This is a genomic window from Methanosphaera sp. BMS (assembly GCF_003268005.1).
Lineage (GTDB): Archaea > Methanobacteriota > Methanobacteria > Methanobacteriales > Methanobacteriaceae > Methanosphaera.
Map to the genome: position 1 here is coordinate 1,104,058 of NZ_CP014213.1, position 21,896 is coordinate 1,125,953.

10 protein-coding genes are annotated in these 21,896 nt (G+C 28.6%); 2 read left to right on the forward strand and 8 right to left on the reverse strand.

Annotated features, from left to right (window positions below; translation table 11 throughout):
• Positions 1 to 10: 10 nt before the first annotated feature.
• The 4 genes from aepY to AW729_RS03900 all read right to left on the reverse strand — a co-directional run bounded on the left by aepY (position 11) and on the right by AW729_RS03900 (position 5,887).
• Positions 11 to 1,144 carry a phosphonopyruvate decarboxylase gene (aepY, locus tag AW729_RS03885; RefSeq protein WP_112123869.1) on the reverse strand — a complete coding sequence of 378 codons (1,134 nt, stop codon included), beginning with the start codon at positions 1,142 to 1,144 and terminating at the stop codon, positions 11 to 13.
• A 22-nt stretch (positions 1,145 to 1,166) separates the two neighbouring features.
• Positions 1,167 to 2,465 (reverse strand): phosphoenolpyruvate mutase, encoded by a 1,299-nt coding sequence (aepX, locus tag AW729_RS03890; protein WP_112123870.1) that lies wholly within the window; start codon positions 2,463 to 2,465, stop codon positions 1,167 to 1,169.
• Positions 2,458 to 3,177, reverse strand: a complete 720-nt coding sequence (locus tag AW729_RS03895) for a sugar phosphate nucleotidyltransferase (RefSeq protein WP_112123871.1) — start codon at positions 3,175 to 3,177, stop codon at positions 2,458 to 2,460. The genes aepX and AW729_RS03895 overlap by 8 nt, the downstream gene beginning before the upstream one ends.
• Before the next feature lie 73 nt (positions 3,178 to 3,250).
• Positions 3,251 to 5,887, reverse strand: a complete 2,637-nt coding sequence (locus AW729_RS03900; protein WP_112123872.1) for a valine--tRNA ligase — start codon at positions 5,885 to 5,887, stop codon at positions 3,251 to 3,253.
• Between the two features lie 593 nt (positions 5,888 to 6,480).
• Here AW729_RS03900 and AW729_RS03905 point away from each other — a divergent pair.
• Positions 6,481 to 7,689 carry an IS4 family transposase gene (locus AW729_RS03905; protein ID WP_162685781.1) on the forward strand — a complete coding sequence of 403 codons (1,209 nt, stop codon included), beginning with the start codon at positions 6,481 to 6,483 and terminating at the stop codon, positions 7,687 to 7,689.
• 177 nt (positions 7,690 to 7,866) lie between these two features.
• Here AW729_RS03905 and AW729_RS03910 read toward each other — a convergent pair whose 3' ends face one another.
• The 4 genes from AW729_RS03910 to AW729_RS03925 all read right to left on the reverse strand — a co-directional run bounded on the left by AW729_RS03910 (position 7,867) and on the right by AW729_RS03925 (position 13,754).
• A complete protein-coding gene (locus tag AW729_RS03910) occupies positions 7,867 to 8,790 on the reverse strand; it encodes a DUF6270 domain-containing protein (RefSeq protein WP_112123874.1) in 924 nt (307 codons plus the stop codon).
• Positions 8,791 to 10,412: 1,622 nt separating this feature from the next.
• On the reverse strand, positions 10,413 to 11,228 hold the full coding sequence (locus tag AW729_RS03915; RefSeq protein WP_112123875.1) for a hypothetical protein: 816 nt from the start codon (positions 11,226 to 11,228) through the stop codon (positions 10,413 to 10,415).
• A gap of 35 nt (positions 11,229 to 11,263) precedes the next feature.
• Positions 11,264 to 12,517 (reverse strand): adenosylhomocysteinase, encoded by a 1,254-nt coding sequence (locus AW729_RS03920; RefSeq protein ID WP_112123876.1) that lies wholly within the window; start codon positions 12,515 to 12,517, stop codon positions 11,264 to 11,266.
• Positions 12,518 to 12,530: 13 nt separating this feature from the next.
• Positions 12,531 to 13,754 (reverse strand): methionine adenosyltransferase, encoded by a 1,224-nt coding sequence (locus tag AW729_RS03925; RefSeq protein ID WP_112123877.1) that lies wholly within the window; start codon positions 13,752 to 13,754, stop codon positions 12,531 to 12,533.
• A 388-nt stretch (positions 13,755 to 14,142) separates the two neighbouring features.
• Between AW729_RS03925 and AW729_RS03930 the strand changes: the two genes are divergently transcribed.
• Positions 14,143 to 21,804, forward strand: coding sequence for a glycosyltransferase (locus tag AW729_RS03930; RefSeq protein WP_112123878.1), 7,662 nt, complete (start codon positions 14,143 to 14,145; stop codon positions 21,802 to 21,804).
• Positions 21,805 to 21,896 lie beyond the last annotated feature (92 nt).

The window sequence follows — 21,896 nt, forward strand, 5'->3', positions numbered from 1 at the left end:
ACTCTTCCCCCTAGTTTTCTTGTAGTTTCTTCATGAATGCTTGCTTGTTTTCTATAGGTGTTGTTGTTGGTCTTCCAAGATTAGACCTTGAACCTATACTCACATCAACAATTAACAGTACCGGTCCTGTACTTGATAAGAACTCAGCTAAAACATCAGTTAATGATTCTTCACTGCAAGCATGGAATACCTTGTTATATCCGCAACTGATTGCAATACTTTCCACATCAACATTTCCCATTACTGTTGGAAGTCCACCCACTGTTTCATGTGCCTCGTTATTAAACAGTACATGATAATAATTTGCAGGTTTATTTGCTCCAACTAATGCCATTGAACCCATATGCATAAGCAGTGCTCCATCACCGTCAAAACATAATATTCGTCTATCTTTATGATTTAATGCTATGGATAAGGCTATACTTGATGAATGACCCATAGATCCGACAGTTAGAAAATCATTTGAATGTCCCTGGTTTAATTCTTCCCTGTATTCGAATAATTCACGGGATGCCTTACCCGTAGTTGATACTACCATATCATCAAGTGTTAAATTGTCAACTATTATCTTGATAGCATCTTCCCTTGATAAAGTATAGTCATTTGATTTGGTGGTTTTAAAGCTTTCAAATGCTCCTTTTGATACCACGTAAGCTATGCTGTCACCCTGTGCCAGTTTTTCTTTAAAGTTTTCTTCAAAGTATTTTCTAACATCATCCATTGTTGTATCCTTGGTTAAAATTTGACAGTTTACATCAAGCATTTCAAGTAAATCAGTTGTGATAGCTCCCTGCTTTACATGTTGTGGCTCGTCTTTAACTCCGGGCTCTCCACGCCATCCTACTACATAAACAACCGGTACATCATATACTTCCGGATGGGTTAAAGAGGTAATTGGATTAACGGCGTTTCCCAAACCGGAGTTTTGCATATATACAAGCCCATATTTACCTGTTGATAAGTGATAACCTGTTGCCAGTGCTACTGCATTTCCTTCATTTGCCGCGATTATATGTTTTTCACCAATGGAATATTTATCCTCAAGGTAATCACAGAATGCCTTTAACTGTGAATCCGGTACTCCCGTATAGAAACCCACACCACTTTCCTGTAGAAATTCTTCAAATTCTTTTACATTAATCATAGTTAATACATCCTTTTACTGCTTATTCATCAGGTATTAATGTCAATATTTTCTTAATTGATAGACATTTTTCATCCACTTCATGACAGCGGTTATTTTCAAGTATTGTCTCGGCTGTCTCCATCATGGCAGGATATGCACTTCTTATCAGGTGATTTGCATAAATTACAATATTTACTCCACGACGTGCAAATTCATCCTCATAAACCGTGTTGAATGAGGTAGGTACAACAACTAGTGGTAAATCCGGTGCAAATTCACGGAATTTCTCACAAAACTCAAATATCTCATCAGGTTCCTTTTCACGACTGTGTATCATGATTCCATCAGCACCTGCTTCAACATATGCCTTAGCACGAGTTATTGCATCATCCATTCCCTGTTTTAATATTAATGATTCGATTCTTGCAATTATCATGAATTCATCTGTAGTAAGTGCCTTTTTGGCGGATGATATTTTAAGTGCAAAGTGTTCTATTGTATCCTGGGTTTGTTCTACTTCCGTACCGAACAATGAGTTTTTCTTAAGTCCTATTTTGTCTTCGATTATGACAGCAGATACTCCTATACGTTCTAATGTTTTGACGTTGAAAACGAAGTGTTCTATTTCTCCACCAGTATCTCCATCAAGTATTATTGGTTTTGTTGTAACTTCCATTATCTCATCAATAGTGTTAAGACGGCTTGTCATGTCAACCAGTTCTATGTCAGGTTTTCCTTTTGCCGTACTATCGGTTAGACTGGATAGCCACATTGCATCAAATGTTTCTATCTTATCATCCTTAACTACCTTGGCGTTTTCTACTACAAGGGCACTTAGTCCGTTATGTGCTTCCATTACCTTAACGATTGGTTTGAGCTTGAGTAATTTTTTAAGTTTTACTCTCCTAACTTCTGGCATTGAAGATGTTTCATTAACTGCTTCGTTAAGTTTATCAACACTTACACCTTGAGTGTATGGTATTTCTATTAACTCCCCACCCCACTCTTTAAGTGTTTCTATTACTTTAGAACGAATGGAACTTTGATCATTACTTTGCCAGTCATCACCATGAACTACATAGTCCGGTTTTAATTTAAGTAAATTTTCAGTATAGTCCAGAGTGTTTTGAGCTATTACTTCATCAACTCCTTCTATGTTACTGATGATAAACTTACGTTCTTCAAAATCAAGTACTGGTAATCTTTTATATGTAGCAATTGCTTCATCTGTAAGTACTCCAACAGTTAAACTACCATATTCGCTTGCCTTTTTAATTAAATTAATATGTCCATGATGTAAAATATCAGCACTAATTGCTACATATACTTTTTTAGTCATTTGCATCACCTATCAATTCTTTATAATTATTCAAATCTTCAACTGTGTCTATTTCAGAACAATAATATCCTTTAACATCCATTGCATTAAGTCTTATTCTATCTGTTAATAATTCATTTAATGCTTCTTCAGCATATACATTGGTATTTCCTTCTTGACAATAATCGTGAATTTTATTTTTCCAAATCTTCCAATCATGTGCAGTTAATTTATATAAAGGCTGACAACTTAGAGCATCCTCCCCAAAGTATTTGACGCTGATTTTTTCTACTGCATTCTCAACTACTTTTGCTTTGAAATCCTTTTCAGGTATATTAACGCTACTATCTACAACTACACTTGATACACTTGAAGAAACAATCATTTCAAGAACCTCCTCATCAAATACTAAATCCCCATGTAACAGTAACGTATCCTCATCAAAATCATTAATATAATCTATTGATTTAATATAGTTGGTTGAAGAGTATTCAGGATTGTGAACAAAAGTAAAATTTAAATCCGAAAAGTTTTCCATAATATATTCTTCAAGTACTTCATTTAAGTAGCCTGTAGTGATTATAAATTCATCAATATCATATTTTCTTAATAACTTCATTGCTTTTGAAAAAATTGTATCCTTATTGGTTATTTGTACCATTGATTTTGGATTGTTAGCAGTATATTCTTTTAATCTTGAACCTACTCCTGAATTTAAAATAATTGCCTTCATAATATTACATCCTTTAGTATATTGCAAAAATAGAAAAAATATTCGAAAAAAAAGAGATTTGAATAAAGTACATTTATTGTTGTACTTCAAGTAATACTTGATATTCTTCTGTTTTAAGAATATCCACTACTTCACCAGTTTTACTAACCAGTTCTGATTCTGTGGTGATGTGTTCATCAGTAAATGCTACATTGTCTACCTGTACTTCGCCATTTTCTGCAAGTATTTTTGCTATTTCTTCAGGATTTGTGTTTGCTATATAGTCAATAATTTTTTTAGCATCCTGTTTAAATACCGGTCCGACTTTACTCATTACCGGTTCTACTTTGGTTACTTTTTCATGTAAATCAGGACTTCCTGATTGAACCAGGATATTCTCCACCTTGTTAGTATTTTTAATATCATCCACTGATTTTTCTATTACATCCACATCATCGGTGTAGATGTTTACAGTATTTAATAATTGATTTAATGGTATTCCGTGTGATGATTTGTATCTTCTGAGTTCATCGATAATATCTATTGCATAGTCTCCTATTTGTTCTGCTTCATCACTAATTAAGTCTTCATCAATTTCAGGCCATCCACCAATATGTAATTCCAGGGATTCATTTCCAAGATATCCATTTACCATATCTGCAAAGAATGGTGTTATTGGAGCCATTAGTTTAAGTACAGTTTCTATTACATTTTTAAGTACATATTTAGCATCGGCTGTTGAGTCCACTTCATCATATAGACGGTATTTTACCGCTTCAATGTATTCATCACAGAAGTCATGCCATACGAAGTTGTATATTGCTTGTTCTGCTTTGGCAAAGTTATATTCTTCATAGGCCTCTGTGACTATCTTGTTTAGTCTGTTGAGTTTTGACAATATCCATTTATCGATGATGTTATCTCCACTTAATGAATCGGCTACATCACCACCGAGGTTCATGTTGATGAATCTGAATGCATTCCAGAATTTTCTGAGGAACTTATATGCATGTTTTATGTCTTTCCATGCAAATGGTACGTCTGAACCTGGTACACTGTTAGCACTCCATAGTCTTAGTGCATCTGCACCGTACTCTGTAATTACTTCCTCAGGTGCTATTACATTTCCAAGGGACTTACTCATTTTATGTCCGTCTTCACCGAATACCATACCGTTTATTACTAATTCATCGAATGGTTTTTCGCCTGTTAATGCATAACATCTTAAAATGGTATAGAATGCCCACGTACGTATAATGTCGTGTCCTTGTGGTCTGAGTGTTGACGGATATACATTTTCCCATCCAGGCTTTGGCCAGTCTGCCACGGTTAGTGGTGTGATTGAACTGTCCATCCATGTATCCAGCACATCCTCCTCTGCTGTAAACGATGCACATCCACAGCTGCATGCATGGTCCGGCTGGTCTATTGTTGGATCGACCGGTAGTTGTTCTTTGCTTGGAAGTACTACTTCATGACATTCATCACAGTACCATACTGGTATAGGCGTTGCGAATATTCTTTGTCTTGATATACACCAGTCCCAGTCCATGGAGTTAGCCCAATTTTCAAGTCTTATGTACATATGATCAGGAATCCATCTCATGCTGGATGCCTGTTTTATGATGTCATCAGTCATCTGCTTTACCGCTACAAACCATTGTTTTTTGGTCATGATTTCTATTGGTGTTTTACATCTCCAACATAATCCCACATTCTGGTCTACATCTTCCTGTTTTGTTAGATATCCTTCAGATTTTAAGTCATCAATAATTGCTTTACGGCATTCTTTGATTTCCATCCCAGAATATTTGCCGGCAACATCAAGCATGTGTCCATCTTCACTTATTGCATCAATTACATCCAAATCATATCGGGTAACCCATTCAACGTCGGTTTTATCCCCGAATGTACAGATCATTACTACCCCTGTACCATATTCAGGGTCTACTGAGTCGTCGGTGATGATTTTTACTTCACGTTCATATATTGGAAGTGTAACTGTTTTTCCATGAAGATTAGTATAACGTTCATCATCGGGATGCACAACTACTGCTACACATGCACATAAAAGTTCAGGCCTTGTTGTAGCTATTGTAGCATACCCGTCACCTTCGGTAGCTGGGAAGTTAACATAGTTTAGCTTTGTAGTGTTATCCTTATATTCTACTTCTGCAAATGCTATGGCAGTTTCACAACGTGGACACCAGTTGATTGGGTGGATGTCCTGATAGATCATGTCCTTATCATATAATTCCAGGAAGGACAATTGGGTTCTGTACTTGTTTTCCGGTAGCATTGTAATGTATTCGTGACTCCAGTCCTGTGAGTAACCCATACTTAGCATCTGTTTTCTCATTTTTTCTATGTTGTCATGGGTTAGGTCAATACAGTATTCCCTGAATTTTTCTCTTGATACGTCATTTTTCTTGATGCCATGAATTTCCTCCACTTTTACCTCTGTTGGAAGTCCATGACAGTCCCATCCCTGCGGAAACAGCACATCGAAATTGTTCATACGTTTGAAACGTGCAATAATATCCATGTATACCCAGTTTAGAACATGTCCCATGTGTAGTTTTCCTGTTGGGTATGGTGGTGGGGTATCTATGATATAGGTAGGTTTTGTCCCATCACCAATAAAACGATATGTGTTGTCTTTTTGCCATAAATCCTGTAATTCTTCTTCCATTGATTGATCATAATCCTTTGGAATTTCTTTATTGGTCATATGATATCTAACTCCATTAACTCTTTTAATAAATACTGATAATCATTATTTCTATAATATTTTTAGAATAACATCATAGCTTATGTTATTATATTTATATAAACATGAATATAATTTTATGTAAGAGGTGATTGAAAATACAATAAACAACAATGTTAATAGATGAATTAAAAAAAATTTTATGTATTGTAAAAAAAATCAATGCTGTCAAGTTAAGATTTTTACTTATTTTTATACCTTAGTTTACTTATTCTAACCAATATTTACTTTAATTTTACTTAATTCCATAGCATATTTAATTATATTAAATATTATAAGTGTTTATTTTATTTAAGCTTATTTTAAGAATAAATTATAGTTTAATTTATATATTACTTATTATATATTATTATTTAGTAAATTCACATTGTGTTTATATTTGTTTTTTATTATTGTTTTGTGTGGATTTGAGTAATAGTATTTTGATGGTAATTATGTTTTTATGTAATCATTTGTTGGATAATTTAGGAAATTTTAATAATTATGTTTGTGAAAAATATATATTAGGAGAAAATAATTTTGTTCGTAATCGTAAGTTGCCTCAGGAATGTATTATGAAATATGTTCCATGGAATCGTGGACGTACAACTGCATTAGAGGCCTTGTATTTTATGGAAGAATTTTGGGGTGAAATGGATATGGATGTGTCTAAACAGGCTATTTCTGAAAGAAGGATGATTATTGACCCACAGGCATATATTGATATGAATGGTGATTTATTAAAAAGAATATATACGGAACCCGAATTAAAAACATTTAAAGGTTATTATTTAGCAGCTCATGATGGTTCTATATTTGATTTGCCGAATTATCCTACTATCCGTGAAGATTTTGGTATTGAAGATAATATTGATCATTCCAAACATACGGCTACTGCCAGAGTATCTACAATGGTTGATGTACTAAATGAATTTATTTTAAGTTCTACCATTACCAGCAGAAAGTCTGGTGAACCTGATCTTGCCATTGACCATTTAGAAGATGTTAAAGATAAGATTAACATTCAAAAAACAATATCAATATGTGATAGAGGTTATGGTTCAAAAAAACTAATGTTAAAAATAATGCAACTAAATTCATATTTCGTAATACGACTAAAAAAAGACACATTCATAGATCAAAGATATAAAATGACTACTGATGATGAAATAATTGAAGTACCACTAACTAAATCATTCATAAAAACAATACAAGACGAAAAATTAAGAAACTATGCAAACAAAGAACAAAAACTCAAAATAAGAATAATAAACATAAAATTACCAACCGGAGAAATAGAAACACTAGCAACCAATGTATTCGATAAAACAATGACAATACAAGATTTTAAAGAAATATACAACAAAAGATGGACAATAGAAACCAACTACGACAAACTAAAAAACAAATTAGAAACAGAAAACTTCTCCGGCCGCAGAAAAATAATCATAGAACAAGACTTCTACTCAGACGTATATGTATTTAACATAGCAACAGTAATCAAACATGATGCAAATCAACAAATAACACGACAACCCCGAAAAAACAACAAACACCAATACAAAGAATACTCATCAAACTTCAACATAGCAGTAGGACTAGTAAAAAAAGAATTACTTAACTTACTAAATCCTGATGAAGAAAAACAACAACAAGCAATACAAAAAATATTCAAAATACTACAAAAAAACCTAATACCCATAAAAGAAGAAACCAAAACAACAACCCGAGAACCAGTAGACTACGGACACAAATTCAACGACAACAACAAAAGATCATTCTAAAAAAAAAACACAATACAAAAAAATTTCACATAAAAACTATCTTAACTTGACAGCATTGAAAAAAAATAACAAAAACGGAAATTTTTAGATATAAATAAAAAATATATATTATAACTAAATTTCAGATAAAAAAATAAATACAATCACATAAATATAAATTCAAAAAACATACTTTTCTTATTTTAGAAAATTTCTAATAAATACCATTATCTTATCAAGTTCTTTATTGGAATTTCGAACCTTACGTAGTTTACAATTGAAATGCATATATTCCTTTGGTATATCCTTTTTAGAAAATATTTTATTATTCATTTCAAAATAGTATTTATCAGAATTTCCATTAACAATTTTTTGCATAACATTGAAAAAATTGTGATAATACTCATGATTATAATGAACTAAGCTTTTTCCCCAAATATGATTTTCATCACCAGTAACATCACTAGTTAAATCAACAAATATAACATCAAAATTTGATAAAATATACTGTTCAATCATGTCAATCATTGGGTTGAACTTAAGCAATCGTTTAGTGTATAATGGTTCAACATAATAATCGCCATTTTTATCTTTGATTACATCAATTATCTTGACCTTATTTAGAATTACCTTCAAATTAGGATAATTTTCTTGTAAATAAGTAAAAAATTTATCACAACAATTTGTCCATAAAACATAATATTCATAAGGATTTACATTAAAAGATACTTCTTTTTTTTCTTTAAGATTTTTGAAAAAGTTAGTATTCAGATAATCCCAGTTATTATTAGAAATAATACCTTTATCAGTAAATAAAACACCAAAAATAAGATCAAAATATAAATCAAGAATTAAATAATCAATATCCTCATTTAATTCACTTAGGAAATTCTTTCTTAAATCATTTCGTAAAACATTTGTACTGAATCTATGTTGAGGTGTATCTGGTACTATTCTTATTTCATCTTCCGAAAAATCAATAGCATCTTGCATAATACTTATTAATGATAATCTAAGTTGTACAGGATATAATTCAAAATAATCTTTATAATCTTCATTATATGCCGATCTAAAAATATCCATAGATACACATGAACCAAATATTGCTAATTTAGATTTCATTAAAATTCACCATGAACTGAATTAAATAATTATATCATCTATTATATTTTATATTATTATATCTGTAAATTATTATTAATAATTATTTGAGAATTATAAATTCAAATATTAACGATATTGGAATATTTTTAAACCCGTTAGTTATTTATCATTTAAAAATAATCATATATTAACTATAAGTAAATCAGGTTATGCATGGATAATATTTTATAGTTAAACATCATTAGAGAATGCGAGATTCTTAGGTTCTTGAAATTTTATATTTCAAAGTACCTTCTATCCTCTTAGTTCCTAATCTTCATGAATTAATTTTTTTAATATTTATTAATAGTTATTCTTTAGGAATAAATATGTATAGTATAAACATATTAATAATAAAAATCACAAATAAATTATTAGAATATAAATGGGTGTGATATTATAAATAAAAAATATTTTGGAATTATATTAATAGTTTTAATATTATTAATTTTAGGTGCATTTATTTTAACCAATAATTCACAAGAAAAAATTAAGATTAGAACTTCATCCATTACATTACCTGATGGATTTATTGTTAGTAACTCTTCAGAATATGGTGTTACTATAAAAAATAACAGTACTGAAATTGGAATTTATGAACATTCTAAAAATAAAAAACTTAATGAACTTGAAAATAATATTAAAGATATAAATAAAGGCTATGAAATTAAAAACAATACTACAACCATTAATAATTATCCCGTGAAAACTTTTAAAATAATCAAAGGTAATAAAACTTTTAAAACCCATTATCTTTTTGAAAAAAATAGTAAAAATTATGAGATTATTGTTAAGGGAGCGGGAAATAATTCTGTTTTAGAGAATATTATATCTCAATTATAAAAAAAATTCAATTACATTTTTTTATTTTTTTGAAACGTGACAATTTAATTATTTGAGATTAATACTTTAAAGTCACAGATTTTAATTTTAATTTTTTATCTTTTTTATTAAAAATTAATATTTATTGCTATTTTATTATGAATTATATTTTTATCATTTTTCTACCCATAATAATTTTATTTTGATGATTTTTTTTAAAGTGTTATTTCTTATTTATAATTATTAACTCCTTTACAAACAACAATAATAATTATGTACCGATTATATGTTAAAATGTTGTTTTACTATTACGAACCAATATTTTTATTTCCATTCATACCCATACTATCTAAATGAGTTAAATCCTCGTTATGTCCAAGTTAATTATTTCATGAAAAAATTTCTTCAAATTAAATAGTTACATTCCACATTTGAATACAAGGATGTGTGAAAACTTGTGCTGAAAACTAGTTAAAAAGATAAAGACAATATTTTCAAGAGCAATAGCTTCAAACTTCTTCTAATGCAAATGGAATTTACAATTTAACATATAAAAACATAATCATCACAGCAGGATATACCTTTTGATGTGGTTTATCACTATAGAAATCAATTTCACTAAGTTATACAATTAATATATATTTGACAAAAAACTAATAGAATAATTGCAATCCATTTATTATATCAATTGGTTATAAAAAAAAACTTTATCCAATAGAGACTTTAAAAAACAAGAAAAATTGTAATAAAAATATTTAAATAGAGATTAATCTAATCTATTAATCAAAATCATAAATACGCAATATACGAGTACCTGTAATTTTTTCAAATGAATAGTCCCTATCACTAGCCCAAAAGTCAATTACCCTTTCATCAATCATATGATGATCCCTATTTTGAGGCCTGAACCATTTATAAGGTAATGTGATAATAGCTCGTTTAGACATTCTTTCAAATTCATTGAATATTTTTACTTGTTGTCCCCTTAATCCAAAATGTTCCAATACCTGACATGCAATAATCAAATCATATTCCTTATCTTTAACAGGATAAGGTACTTTTGAACAATCATGTGCAATAAACTTACCTATTTCATATGGATAATATTTCGTGAACTTGTCTGATATATCCATGACATCTTCTCCACGTACTAACGGAGATTTGTATGGTCCTAATTCTAATATCTTTTCAACATCATCCATTTGAATAACATGTTCAATCACTTCATTAAAATATTCCCATCTATTTTTATAATAAGAATCATTTTTCAACAATTTTTCATTGAAAATTCTTTGATTCATCACCCTTGATTCTATTGATTTTGCTGGGAAAATTTCCCTGTTCTCTTTTTTTCCAAATAAAACATAATGAATCAAAGGATTAATACCTGTTAATTTAACATCATGATAATTTTCAAGATATGCATATGTACTGAATTTTTTTGATGGATTTTTTCCTTCAAGATATCCTATTTGAAGGTAATGATTCAATGGTTTGAGTTCAGAATTAAAATCAGAAAACTGTTGAACATAATACTCTTCATCAAATAATTCATTTATCATAATTTTTGAATATATTTCTTCGTTAAAATTCATATTATCACCCTAATAATTATTAATAAAATTCTTGATTATGTACCTATATCCCAGCTGTTCAAGTAATCTTTTTGTTCGGCGGTCAATTCATCTATTTCTATATTCATGGATTTAAGTTTAAGTTTTGCTACTTCCACGTCTACTTCATCTCTTGTTTTATATACTCCAGGTTGCATGTCTTCTTCAAGTATACGTTTTGCTGACAGTGCCTGCATTGCAAAGCTTAAATCCATTATTTCAGCCGGATGTCCCTGGCCGTGTTCTCCTGCAAGGTTAACAAGTCTTCCGCCTGCAAGCAGGTACACGTTTCTTCCGTCTTTTAGCGTGTAGGATTCGATGTCCGGTTTTATTGTTTCCTTTTCCCGGGTATATTTAAGTAGGTCTTCTTCGTTTATTTCCACATTGAAGTGTCCTGCATTTGCCAGCATACATCCGTCTTTGACGTATTCAAAGTCGTCGCCGGAGATTATGTCTCGGTTTCCGGTGGCGGTTACGACAATATCGGCCTCTTTGAGGGCTTGTTTTACCGTCATTACACGGTATCCATCCATCCTTGCCTCTAGGGCTCTGATTGGATCTACTTCCGTGACTATCACATTTGCTCCAAGTCCGTCTGCCCGCATTGCGATTCCTCTTCCGCACCATCCGTATCCGCATACTACTACTGTTTGACCGGCGATTACTGAGTTGGTCGTACCCATTATTGAATCGAATGTTGATTGGCCTGTTCCATATCTGTTGTCAAATAGGTATTTCATGTATGAATCGTTTACTGCCATGACTGGTATTTTAAGTGCTTTGTCCTGGTGCATTGCTTTAAGTCTGTGTATACCTGTGGTTGTTTCTTCACATCCTCCCCGTAGTTTTTCGAGTAGTTCAGGTCTTTCTTTGTGTATTAGGAATATTAGGTCTGCACCGTCATCTATGACAATGTCCGGTTCATAGTCCAATACCTTGTTCAGGTGTTCATAGTATTCCTCGTTTGTTTGGCCGGTCCAGCCGTACATGTTCAGTCCGAGTTTTGCACCCGCCGCGGTTGCATCATCTTGTGTTGAAAGTGGATTACATCCTGTCATCACGACTTCTGCTCCACCTGCCTGTAGAGTCAGACCGAGATTTATCGTTTTTGGTTCCAGGTGTAGACATGATCCTATTGTTATTCCCTCAAATGGTTTAGTTTCTTCAAAGTCTTTTTTGATACTTTCAAGTATGGGCATGTGTCTTTGTACCCATTTAATCTTTTTTTCTCCCAATGGAGCTAAATTAATATCTTTAATATCATAGGCCATAATTATGTCTCCCTCAAAATGTTCTTAGTTTTCCTTCAAGCATGAAATCTTTGATATCTGTGATGTTTTTTAACCATTTGTCAATGATTATTGCTACATCTTCTTCCACATCTTCGATTTCATATCCTTCTTTTGTTTGTATGTGTGCTGTTGCGGTTCTTGGTTGGTCGATTGGTTTTCCTATTTGACTTAAGATTATCATGTCAATGTCCTGTACACCTTCTATCTCACTTACTACTTCTTTTGTTATTTCGTTTGATAATAGGTTGTATATTTTTCCTACGTGGTTGATTGGATTTTTACCACTGGTTGCTTCCATAGACATTGGTCTATTTGGTGTTATTAATCCATTTGCACGATTTCCACGACCTACTGATCCATCATCCCCCATTTCTGCACTTGTACCTGTTACTGTTAAGTAGTAACCTGATTCATCTTTCTTACTTTCATCATCAGCTGTGTTGATGAGTGTGTCTACAGAGTAATTTGTTGTTTTTGCTGCTAAATCCTTAATTATTTCATTTAATTCCGCTTTCATGTTTAGGTATGCATCTACGTCATCAACATATTTTGAAACGAATGCTGCCGCAATTGTAAGTGTTATGTTATCTTTTTCACGTAAACCCATTACCTTGATATCTTCTCCTATATGAGGATATTGCTTTTTAAAGTCCCTACTGTTGAGTAATTCCTCTGTTTTAAGAACAAGATTTTCTGTCTGTGATAATGGTGCAAATCCTACACCAAATGATGTATCATTTGATGATGGTATTTGGTTCGTTCTTTGGAATACATCACGTAAGTCAGCGGATCCCTGTCCTATTTTACATTCCACTACTGTTCCATGTTCAACATCCAAGTTTATTATTGTATCTTTTAAAAAACCCTTCGCGGCTTCTATTGCTATGGTATCTACACCTACTTTGTGTGTTTCCCCATCTGGTAGTGTAAATTCTTTTGCTGCCCTACCTGTAAGTAATATTTCAATAGGTTTTATAATCTGGCCACCACCAAATTTTGGATCCGATTCACCCGCCGTAATCTGTACTTCATCAGTGTTATGGTGTAACACATGCCCGGCCTTTTTTTTGTATGTTTGTGATAGTATGCGGCTAACTGACTCTGCTATACCATCACTAATACTATCAGGATGTCCTATTCCTTTTCTTTCAACAATTTCAATTTCATTTTGTTCAATTGGTTTTTGAATTGCTTTTTCTATTTTAATATTACGCATTAATACAGCCCCATTTTTTGAAAAAAAAAGTTATATTAATATTTCTTGAATTAAAAAAAAATATTATAATATGTTATAATTATCTTTAAATAAAAAAATATTTAAATTCTTTGGAAAACATATCGACAAAATTATTTTAGTAAGATATTCTTCTTTTTTTCAAAATCAAATATAATAGTTATTTCTTGAAAATATCCATATTAGATTAAAAAATTAATTTATACATCTGAAAAAAAATTCCCTAAGAAAGATTATCTTAAATAAATAAGATTTTGTATAATTATATTTAATAATAAATTTAACTAATAAGTCAATGTATTTATTTTATAACAGACAAAAATAATAATAGATAAGTTCTTTGAAACAAATACGATAAACAGATGATTTTATGGTCAACGTGAATATTTCAATAATAATTTATGTACTGAATAATAAAGAAAAACTATTAGAATGCTTAAATAGTATTTTAATCCAAGAGTATAATAATTTAGAAGTTATTTGTGTAGTTAAAGATTTAAATTTAGTATCTCCAGAAATAAAAAATTTTTTATCAAACAATGAATCATTTAAGTTAGTTTATAATCCTTCTTGTGACAGCAAAGATTCTTTGAAAAAAGAAGGTTTTAAATATTCTAAAGGTGAATATGTGATGTTTATAGAACCTAATGAATGGTTAAGTAAAAATTCATTAGATACTTTTCATAACATATCCAAGGACAATCATGTTGATTTAATATTATGTGATTGTTTTTTTTATAATGAAAATCATGGATTATTTGATTCAAATACACAGAAAATTCCATACAATAAACTTTTTAATTATTCAGAAGTTAATCATAAATTCATTTTTGAAAACATATCTTACTGTGGAAAATTTATTAAAAAAAGCATTATCACCAAATTTCTTAAAATGGGAACTGCCACATTTTCAGAGGTATTTTTAACTTTAGTTGGTTTTTTTGAATCAGAAAACATGTATTATCTGGATAATTCCTATTATAATAAACATTTGAATTTAATCAATGAAAATGATATGAGTATATCTTGTGAAAATATTAAAACTGTTCAATATTTAATTGAATACTTTTTGGATAATACCACAATATTAAAAAGTTATGCGAAAAATATCTTTCAATTAATATTTGAAATAATTAAAAATAGTTTTTTGAAAACTAACGATAGAAAAAAAACTTTTGAAGAAATAAAGAATTTATTTGACTATATGCTATCAGTAAACTTAATGGATACATTTAAAGTAAACATCAACAGTGAAAATTTAAAATTCATATCTTTTATTGAACACTCATCTAATTATGATAATTACAAAGAAAACATAACTAAACAGGAACATCTCTTAGGTAAAAACTATTTGTTTTCCATAATTGTTACAGCACATAATTCTGAAAAAGAAAACATAATCCGATTGTTTAACTCAATTAAAAATCAAAACATCAATTTTGAGAATATTGAATTGATTTTCATAGATGATTGTTCTGATTATAAAGAGGGAATATATTTAATTGAATATTTATCAGATATCTATCCAAATGTTAAATATGTTCATTTAGAAAAAAATGGTGGAGTAGGAAATGCAAGAAACATCGGAATACGCAAATCAACATCACCTTACATAATGTTTTTAGATGATGATGACTATTATTATAATGATAAATCATGTTCTTTATTATATAATATGATTATTAAAGAAGATGTAGATATCGTTGGAGGAAATTATTATGATTTGAATAATAACTCCGACAGAAAAAATAAATGGAAAGCAATTGGTTTAGAAGATAAAGTAAATAAAATTAATTCGATAAAAGAGAATATGGCTTTTTTTAAAGTAGGTCCTTCCATATGGAGTAGAATATATAAAAAGAACTTTTTGTTAAAAAATAATCTGAACTTTACAAAATTTGCAGTAGGTGAAGATTATTTATTTTTCCATAAAAGTTTAATTAAAGCAGATGGAATAATATTCATCAATGAACCCATAATCTATTATGAAATAAATAATAATAAGAATAGTTTATTCAAATCTATTTCTTTGAATAATTCATATAAAAATTTAAAAGAGTTAATCGAAGTTTATTCCATATCTTACAACATTTTCAAAGATAATTATCCAGATTATATTCATATTCCTATTTCAAGTATTGGTTACTGGAGTAATAGATTATTTTCATCAATGTTGACAGAAGAAGAACTGAAATCATTATGTGAATGTTCAAGAGAATTAGTGAAACTTTTCCTAAATAATAAAAATATCCGACCAAGAAAAGATTATCTTCCATTTTACAGGTATATTACAAAGAATAAATACAATAAAGCATATGAAGAATATCTTAAATATAACAAGAACAAACCATTGGCTGATTATATCGAAGATGAACTATTAAAAAAATCCGACATATTTGACGAAAATAAAGGAACATTCTTATTTTCAATCATAATTCCATTTTTCAATTCAGAAAATTATATCAAAACATCAATAATGTCTATAATTAACCAATCATTAAACTTTAAAGAAAATACTGAAATAATTTTAATAAATGATGGCAGTACAGACTTATCTAAAAAAATAGTTGAAACATTTGTAATCAAATTCCCAAACAATATTAAACTGTTGGAACAGAATCATTCTGGACAGTCCATAGCAAGAAATTATGGGCTTAAATATGCACATGGCAAATACATAACATTCTTAGATAGTGATGATTATCTATCAAACAATACATTAAAGGAAGTCGATAAATTCTTTAATGAACATGAAACGAATATTATATCGATACCTATACATTATTTCGGGAATAAAACTGGAGAACACGAATTAAATTATAAATTTAAAGAAAATAAAGTAATCGATTTAAAAAATAGTTATGATTACCCTCAATTATCAATACCTTCAACATTTATTCGAAAAGAAGCTTTAAAAGGACATGAATTTTCGGAAAAATTAATGGTTTCTGAAGATTCATTATTCATTAATCAAATGTTGATAAACAATCAAAATATTGGATTATTAAATATTCCTACTTATTACTTTAGAATTAAAGAAAATGAGGAAAACAAAGAAATTTCCAATAATTTCCCATTAGACAAATACTACTTTACTGATAGATTAAATAATTTCCACATATATTTAATTAAGTCTATTCTGGAGAAAGAAAATACTATCCCCTTATTTATTCAAAATTCATTGTTGATAGATTTACTAACAATCCTTAAGAAGGAAAAAATAGAATATTTCGAAACTACGAATGACTTGAATTTATTTGAAGAAAAAATAAGATATATCTTAAATTACATTGACAGCAACATTATAAAAAACAATAAATTAATAAAAGCAACTAGTTTAAAAAAGTTTTTATTGAAGTTGAAATTCGGTTCAACATACAACTTTACTAATGATTATTTGATACATGAAACAAATGAAGAAAACATACTGTTAGATAAAATTACTTATCATAAAATCTGGATTGATAACCTAGAAACAAACTCTGATAATATCATAATTTCATGTTTTTTAAATTCTTCATTTGAAAAAGATTTAATAACATTAGATGCTATTTATATAGACGAAAATGAATCTATTAAAACTGTTAAAGGAATTAAATCATATTCCAAATATCCAAATAACAAATATATTTACAAAACATTTGAATACATAAATAGTTTTATTATCACTATACCAATAAAAAATATCAAAGATAAGAAGGTTTCAATAGTTGCAAATTATCATAAAGATCGAAATACTGATAATTATGATGAAAACAATACCGTTTCTTATAATTTAGAATGCTGTTTACATAAAGATGCAAATATATCTAATGAAAATAACATTTATATAAATAATTCATTGAAAATCAAGTTTGAAGATAATTGTTTTAAAATTTCAAATGGCTATCTGTTCTCGATAATTATGACTGTTTACAATACAGAAAAATACTTGGAAAAATCCATCGAATCTGTAATAAATCAATCGTTAGACTTTGAAAAAAATGTTCAATTAATTTTAGTAAATGATGGAAGTATCGATAACAGTTTAGATATCTTGAAAAGATATAAAGAAGAATATCCTGAGAACATCATCGTTTTAGATTTAAGTCATTCAGGACAATCTTTAGCAAGAAATTATGGTCTTAAATTTGCAAAAGGAAAATATATAAACTTTTTAGATAGTGATGATTATTTATCAGAGGATACATTAAAAGAAGTTAATAAATTCTTTGATGAACATGAACGTGAAACGGATATCGTCTCTATACCAATCGAATATTTTGAAGCTAAAACCGGTTCCCATGAATTAAATTATAAATTCAAAGAAAACAAAATAGTTAATTTACTAGAAAATCCCAATTATATACAAAATTCAGTGTCTTCAATATTTATTAATATAAATTCATTGAAAAACTTAAAATTTAATGAAAAACTAAAATCATCAGAGGATATAAGTTTAATTTATAATATCTTATTAAATAAAAAACAATATGGATTACTGAATACTGTTACTTATTATTATAGAAAACGAAATGATAAAAGTGCCATAACCGATAAGTTGATATTTGATAAAAATTATTATTTGGAACATGTGAATAATCTACATTTGAAAATGATTAATCAATGCTTAGAAAAATATAATAGAGTACCTGCATTCATCCAATATGTTATTTTAGATGATATGAAAAATCTCATTCGTAACTATGACATGAAAATATTTGATACTGAAAAAAACTATGAAGATTATATAAAAAGTATTAAAACAGTTATGAAAAACATTAATGATAAAATTATCAATTATGATGAGGACAATGAAGATCACCTGCTAAGAACTTTTTTACTATTCTTGAAATATGATGAAAAAGTTATTAACACCACTCCTACCACAAACAATATTTATTTAAAATGTGGAAATCATACAATTGACAATATTAAAAGACATAAAATATGGATTACTGAGTTAAAATCCATGGAGGATACCCTATTAATATCAGGATTTTTCAATAGCATATTCGATCCAGAGTTTTTCACTGTAGATATTAAAAAAACAAATAAAATAGATGACAGTTGTACTGACATCCACAGTAATGGTTATGAAAATAACTTTATTGTTCAAGATACTCATTATTTATCTATTGCATGGCAAAAAATGATTAATTTCAAATATGAAATACCGATTGAAACAAATGAGAATTCAGAAATAAAGATAAATGTTAACTATCATAAAAATGGTGATTTAAAAGATTATTCACATTCAAATATTATTTCTAACAATATTCAATTGAAAATTAAAAATAAACAATATGAAAAATTAATTTATGGTGATTCTTTATATGATAACAATAAAGAAATCAAACTAAACAACAATATAATTTCCATAACACGCAGTTATAAATTTTCAATAATTATAGCCGTTTATAATACTGAAAAATATCTAGAAGATACCATCTTATCAATTATAAATCAGACAATGGACTTTGAAAAGAATATTCAATTAATTTTAGTCAATGATGGCAGTACTGATGATTCTGAAAAAATTCTATTAGAATACCAGAAAAAATATCCTGATAACATAATCGTCATTAGCCAAGAAAATCAAGGTCAAGCAAATGCACGTAATAATGGACTAAACCATGCAAAAGGAATTTTTATAAACTTCCTAGACAGTGATGATATTTTATCTGAAAATACCTTGAGTGATGTGTATAAATTTTTCATTGAAAATTATTCAAAAACAGATATCGTATCTATCCCAATATATTACTTTGAACGTTTTAGCGGTTCACATGCATTAAACGATAAATTTGAAAAAACTCGAGTAATAAATTTAAATAAAGAACCGAATGTTTTACAACTTAGTATGTCTTCATCTTTTGTCAAAAAAGAAAGCATGCTTTCATTCAAATTTCCAACCAATATTGCCGGTTCAGAAGATACTAATGTGTTAAATAAAATATTGCAAAACAAAAAAACATTAGGTGTAGTAAATTCAGCAGAATATCAATATAGAAAACGTTTTGATGAAAGTTCATCTTTAGATAACAATAAGTTTAAAAAAGAGTATTATACCCCTCGTTTAAAATATCATTTCATGGATTTAATAGATTTTTATCTTACAAAAGAGGATAAAATACCAATTTTTATACAATATATGTTAGCATATAATATACAATGGCTATTAAAAGAACCTGATTTATATCCCTACGAAACTCAAAGTGAAATAAATGAATTTTGGTTCTACCTGAAAAACGTTATTAGATACATTTCACCAAATGCAATAATACACAATAAACATATTAAATCCAAAGAGGTAAAATCTTTCTTCTTACATCTTAAGAACAATAAAATTACTCCAATTATTAAAGAGGATAATGTAATCTTAAAAATCAACAAGCTTATCATGGATAACTTTGAAAAACATAAAATGTGGATAGATATTGTAGAAATAAGAAATAATTATTTAAACATTTCTGGTTCATTTACCAGCTTATTCAATTATGATTACATTACAATCACTGGTTTAAAAGAATACGACAACGATTATACGGAACTGATTAAAACTAAAAAGGTCAAATATACTGCACGTCCAGGAATTAGATATTTATCAAATCAATGGCAGTACAGTAACAATTTTGATATGAAAATTCCTTTAAAGCAAAAAGAATCATTTAAACTTAATATATTTGTAAATTATCATATTGACGGTAATCCTGAAAACTATGATGAATCCAACTTAATTTCTATTAAACATAAAATAGACTTCAGAAAACATACAAAATTATCAAAAATAAGTAATTATAGAATAAATGAAAACTATATAATATATTTTAATGACGATATCTTTTATGTAACCCCATATTCCTATATTGATATGATTAAAAAAGAATTCAATGTTATTAAAAGACTGAACAAAAATAAATATGAAGGATGTGGCACTGCAACAATTATTAGATTAATCCATTTAATCATGTATCCTATGATGAAACGTTCAAAACCAATTTATTTATTCATGGACAGAAAAAACCATGCTGATGATAACGCAGAACATTTATTTAAATATGCATTAAAACAAAAAGACAATATTAAAAAATATTATATCATAGATAAAAAATCAAATGAAGGAAAAAGAATTTCCAAAATAGGTAAGACTATTCAAATTAATTCTTTTAAGCATAAACTGATATATACATTTGCAGACAAAATTATCTCTTCACAACCGGATCACATAAGTATTAATCCATTCTTTATTAAAAAGAATGAAATTGAATTATACGCTGGTTTAGATCAAACGAACACTTATTATATCAGACATGGAGTGACAAAAGATAATTTATCCCTTTGGATTAAAAAATTTTCATTAAATTTATCATTAGTGTTAACATCATCCGACTTAGAAAGAAATTCATTCCTTGAAGAAGGTTATAACTTCGACGAACATAACGTTCAAGCATTAGGACTTCCTAGGTTTGATAATTTGACAAACAGTACTCCGAAAAAACAGATATTATTCGCACCTACATGGAGATCAAAATTAAACAATGATGAAAAACTTTTTGTTCATTCAGAGTATTATAATGATTTAAACAATATATTAAATGATGATAAATTCCACAAATACCTAAAAGATAACGGATTTAAGTTTATATTTAGACCACATCCTGAATTGATTAAATATATAGAATTAATGAAAATTAATGAGAACATATATGTTTCTACAGAAGAATCATATCAACAGTTATTCAAAGAAGCTTCCATACTAATAACTGATTATTCTTCGGTATTCTTTGATTTTGCATATCTCAAGAAACCAGTAATATATTACCAACCTACTGAAGATTATCATTTTAAAAAAGGATATTTTGATTATGTAACCATGGGTTTTGGACTTGTTACCAGAAATAAAGAAAAACTATTTGATAAAGTGAAGTTTTATATAAATCATGATTGCAATATGGAATTGGAATATAAGGAAAATGTAGATAAGTTCTTCAAATACAATGATTCAAATAACTGTCAAAGGGTATATGATTGGATAAAAAATAATAAATAAAGAGAACATGCAACAATTCCATTTAATTGTTCTTTAGTATGATTTTATTAATACTATGTTCATAGTATTATAACTTATATTGTTCTTTTGTT

What these genes read in the sequence shown, in the direction of transcription:
- aepY (WP_112123869.1), bottom strand. Translation starts at nt 1,144, where the DNA reads ATGATTAATGTAAAAGAATTTGAAGAATTTCTACAGGAAAGTGGTGTG.
- aepX (WP_112123870.1), bottom strand. Translation starts at nt 2,465, where the DNA reads ATGACTAAAAAAGTATATGTAGCAATTAGTGCTGATATTTTACATCAT.
- AW729_RS03895 (WP_112123871.1), bottom strand. Translation starts at nt 3,177, where the DNA reads ATGAAGGCAATTATTTTAAATTCAGGAGTAGGTTCAAGATTAAAAGAA.
- AW729_RS03900 (WP_112123872.1), bottom strand. Translation starts at nt 5,887, where the DNA reads ATGACCAATAAAGAAATTCCAAAGGATTATGATCAATCAATGGAAGAA.
- AW729_RS03905 (WP_162685781.1), top strand. Translation starts at nt 6,481, where the DNA reads ATGAAATATGTTCCATGGAATCGTGGACGTACAACTGCATTAGAGGCC.
- AW729_RS03910 (WP_112123874.1), bottom strand. Translation starts at nt 8,790, where the DNA reads ATGAAATCTAAATTAGCAATATTTGGTTCATGTGTATCTATGGATATT.
- AW729_RS03915 (WP_112123875.1), bottom strand. Translation starts at nt 11,228, where the DNA reads ATGAATTTTAACGAAGAAATATATTCAAAAATTATGATAAATGAATTA.
- AW729_RS03920 (WP_112123876.1), bottom strand. Translation starts at nt 12,517, where the DNA reads ATGGCCTATGATATTAAAGATATTAATTTAGCTCCATTGGGAGAAAAA.
- AW729_RS03925 (WP_112123877.1), bottom strand. Translation starts at nt 13,754, where the DNA reads ATGCGTAATATTAAAATAGAAAAAGCAATTCAAAAACCAATTGAACAA.
- AW729_RS03930 (WP_112123878.1), top strand. Translation starts at nt 14,143, where the DNA reads ATGGTCAACGTGAATATTTCAATAATAATTTATGTACTGAATAATAAA.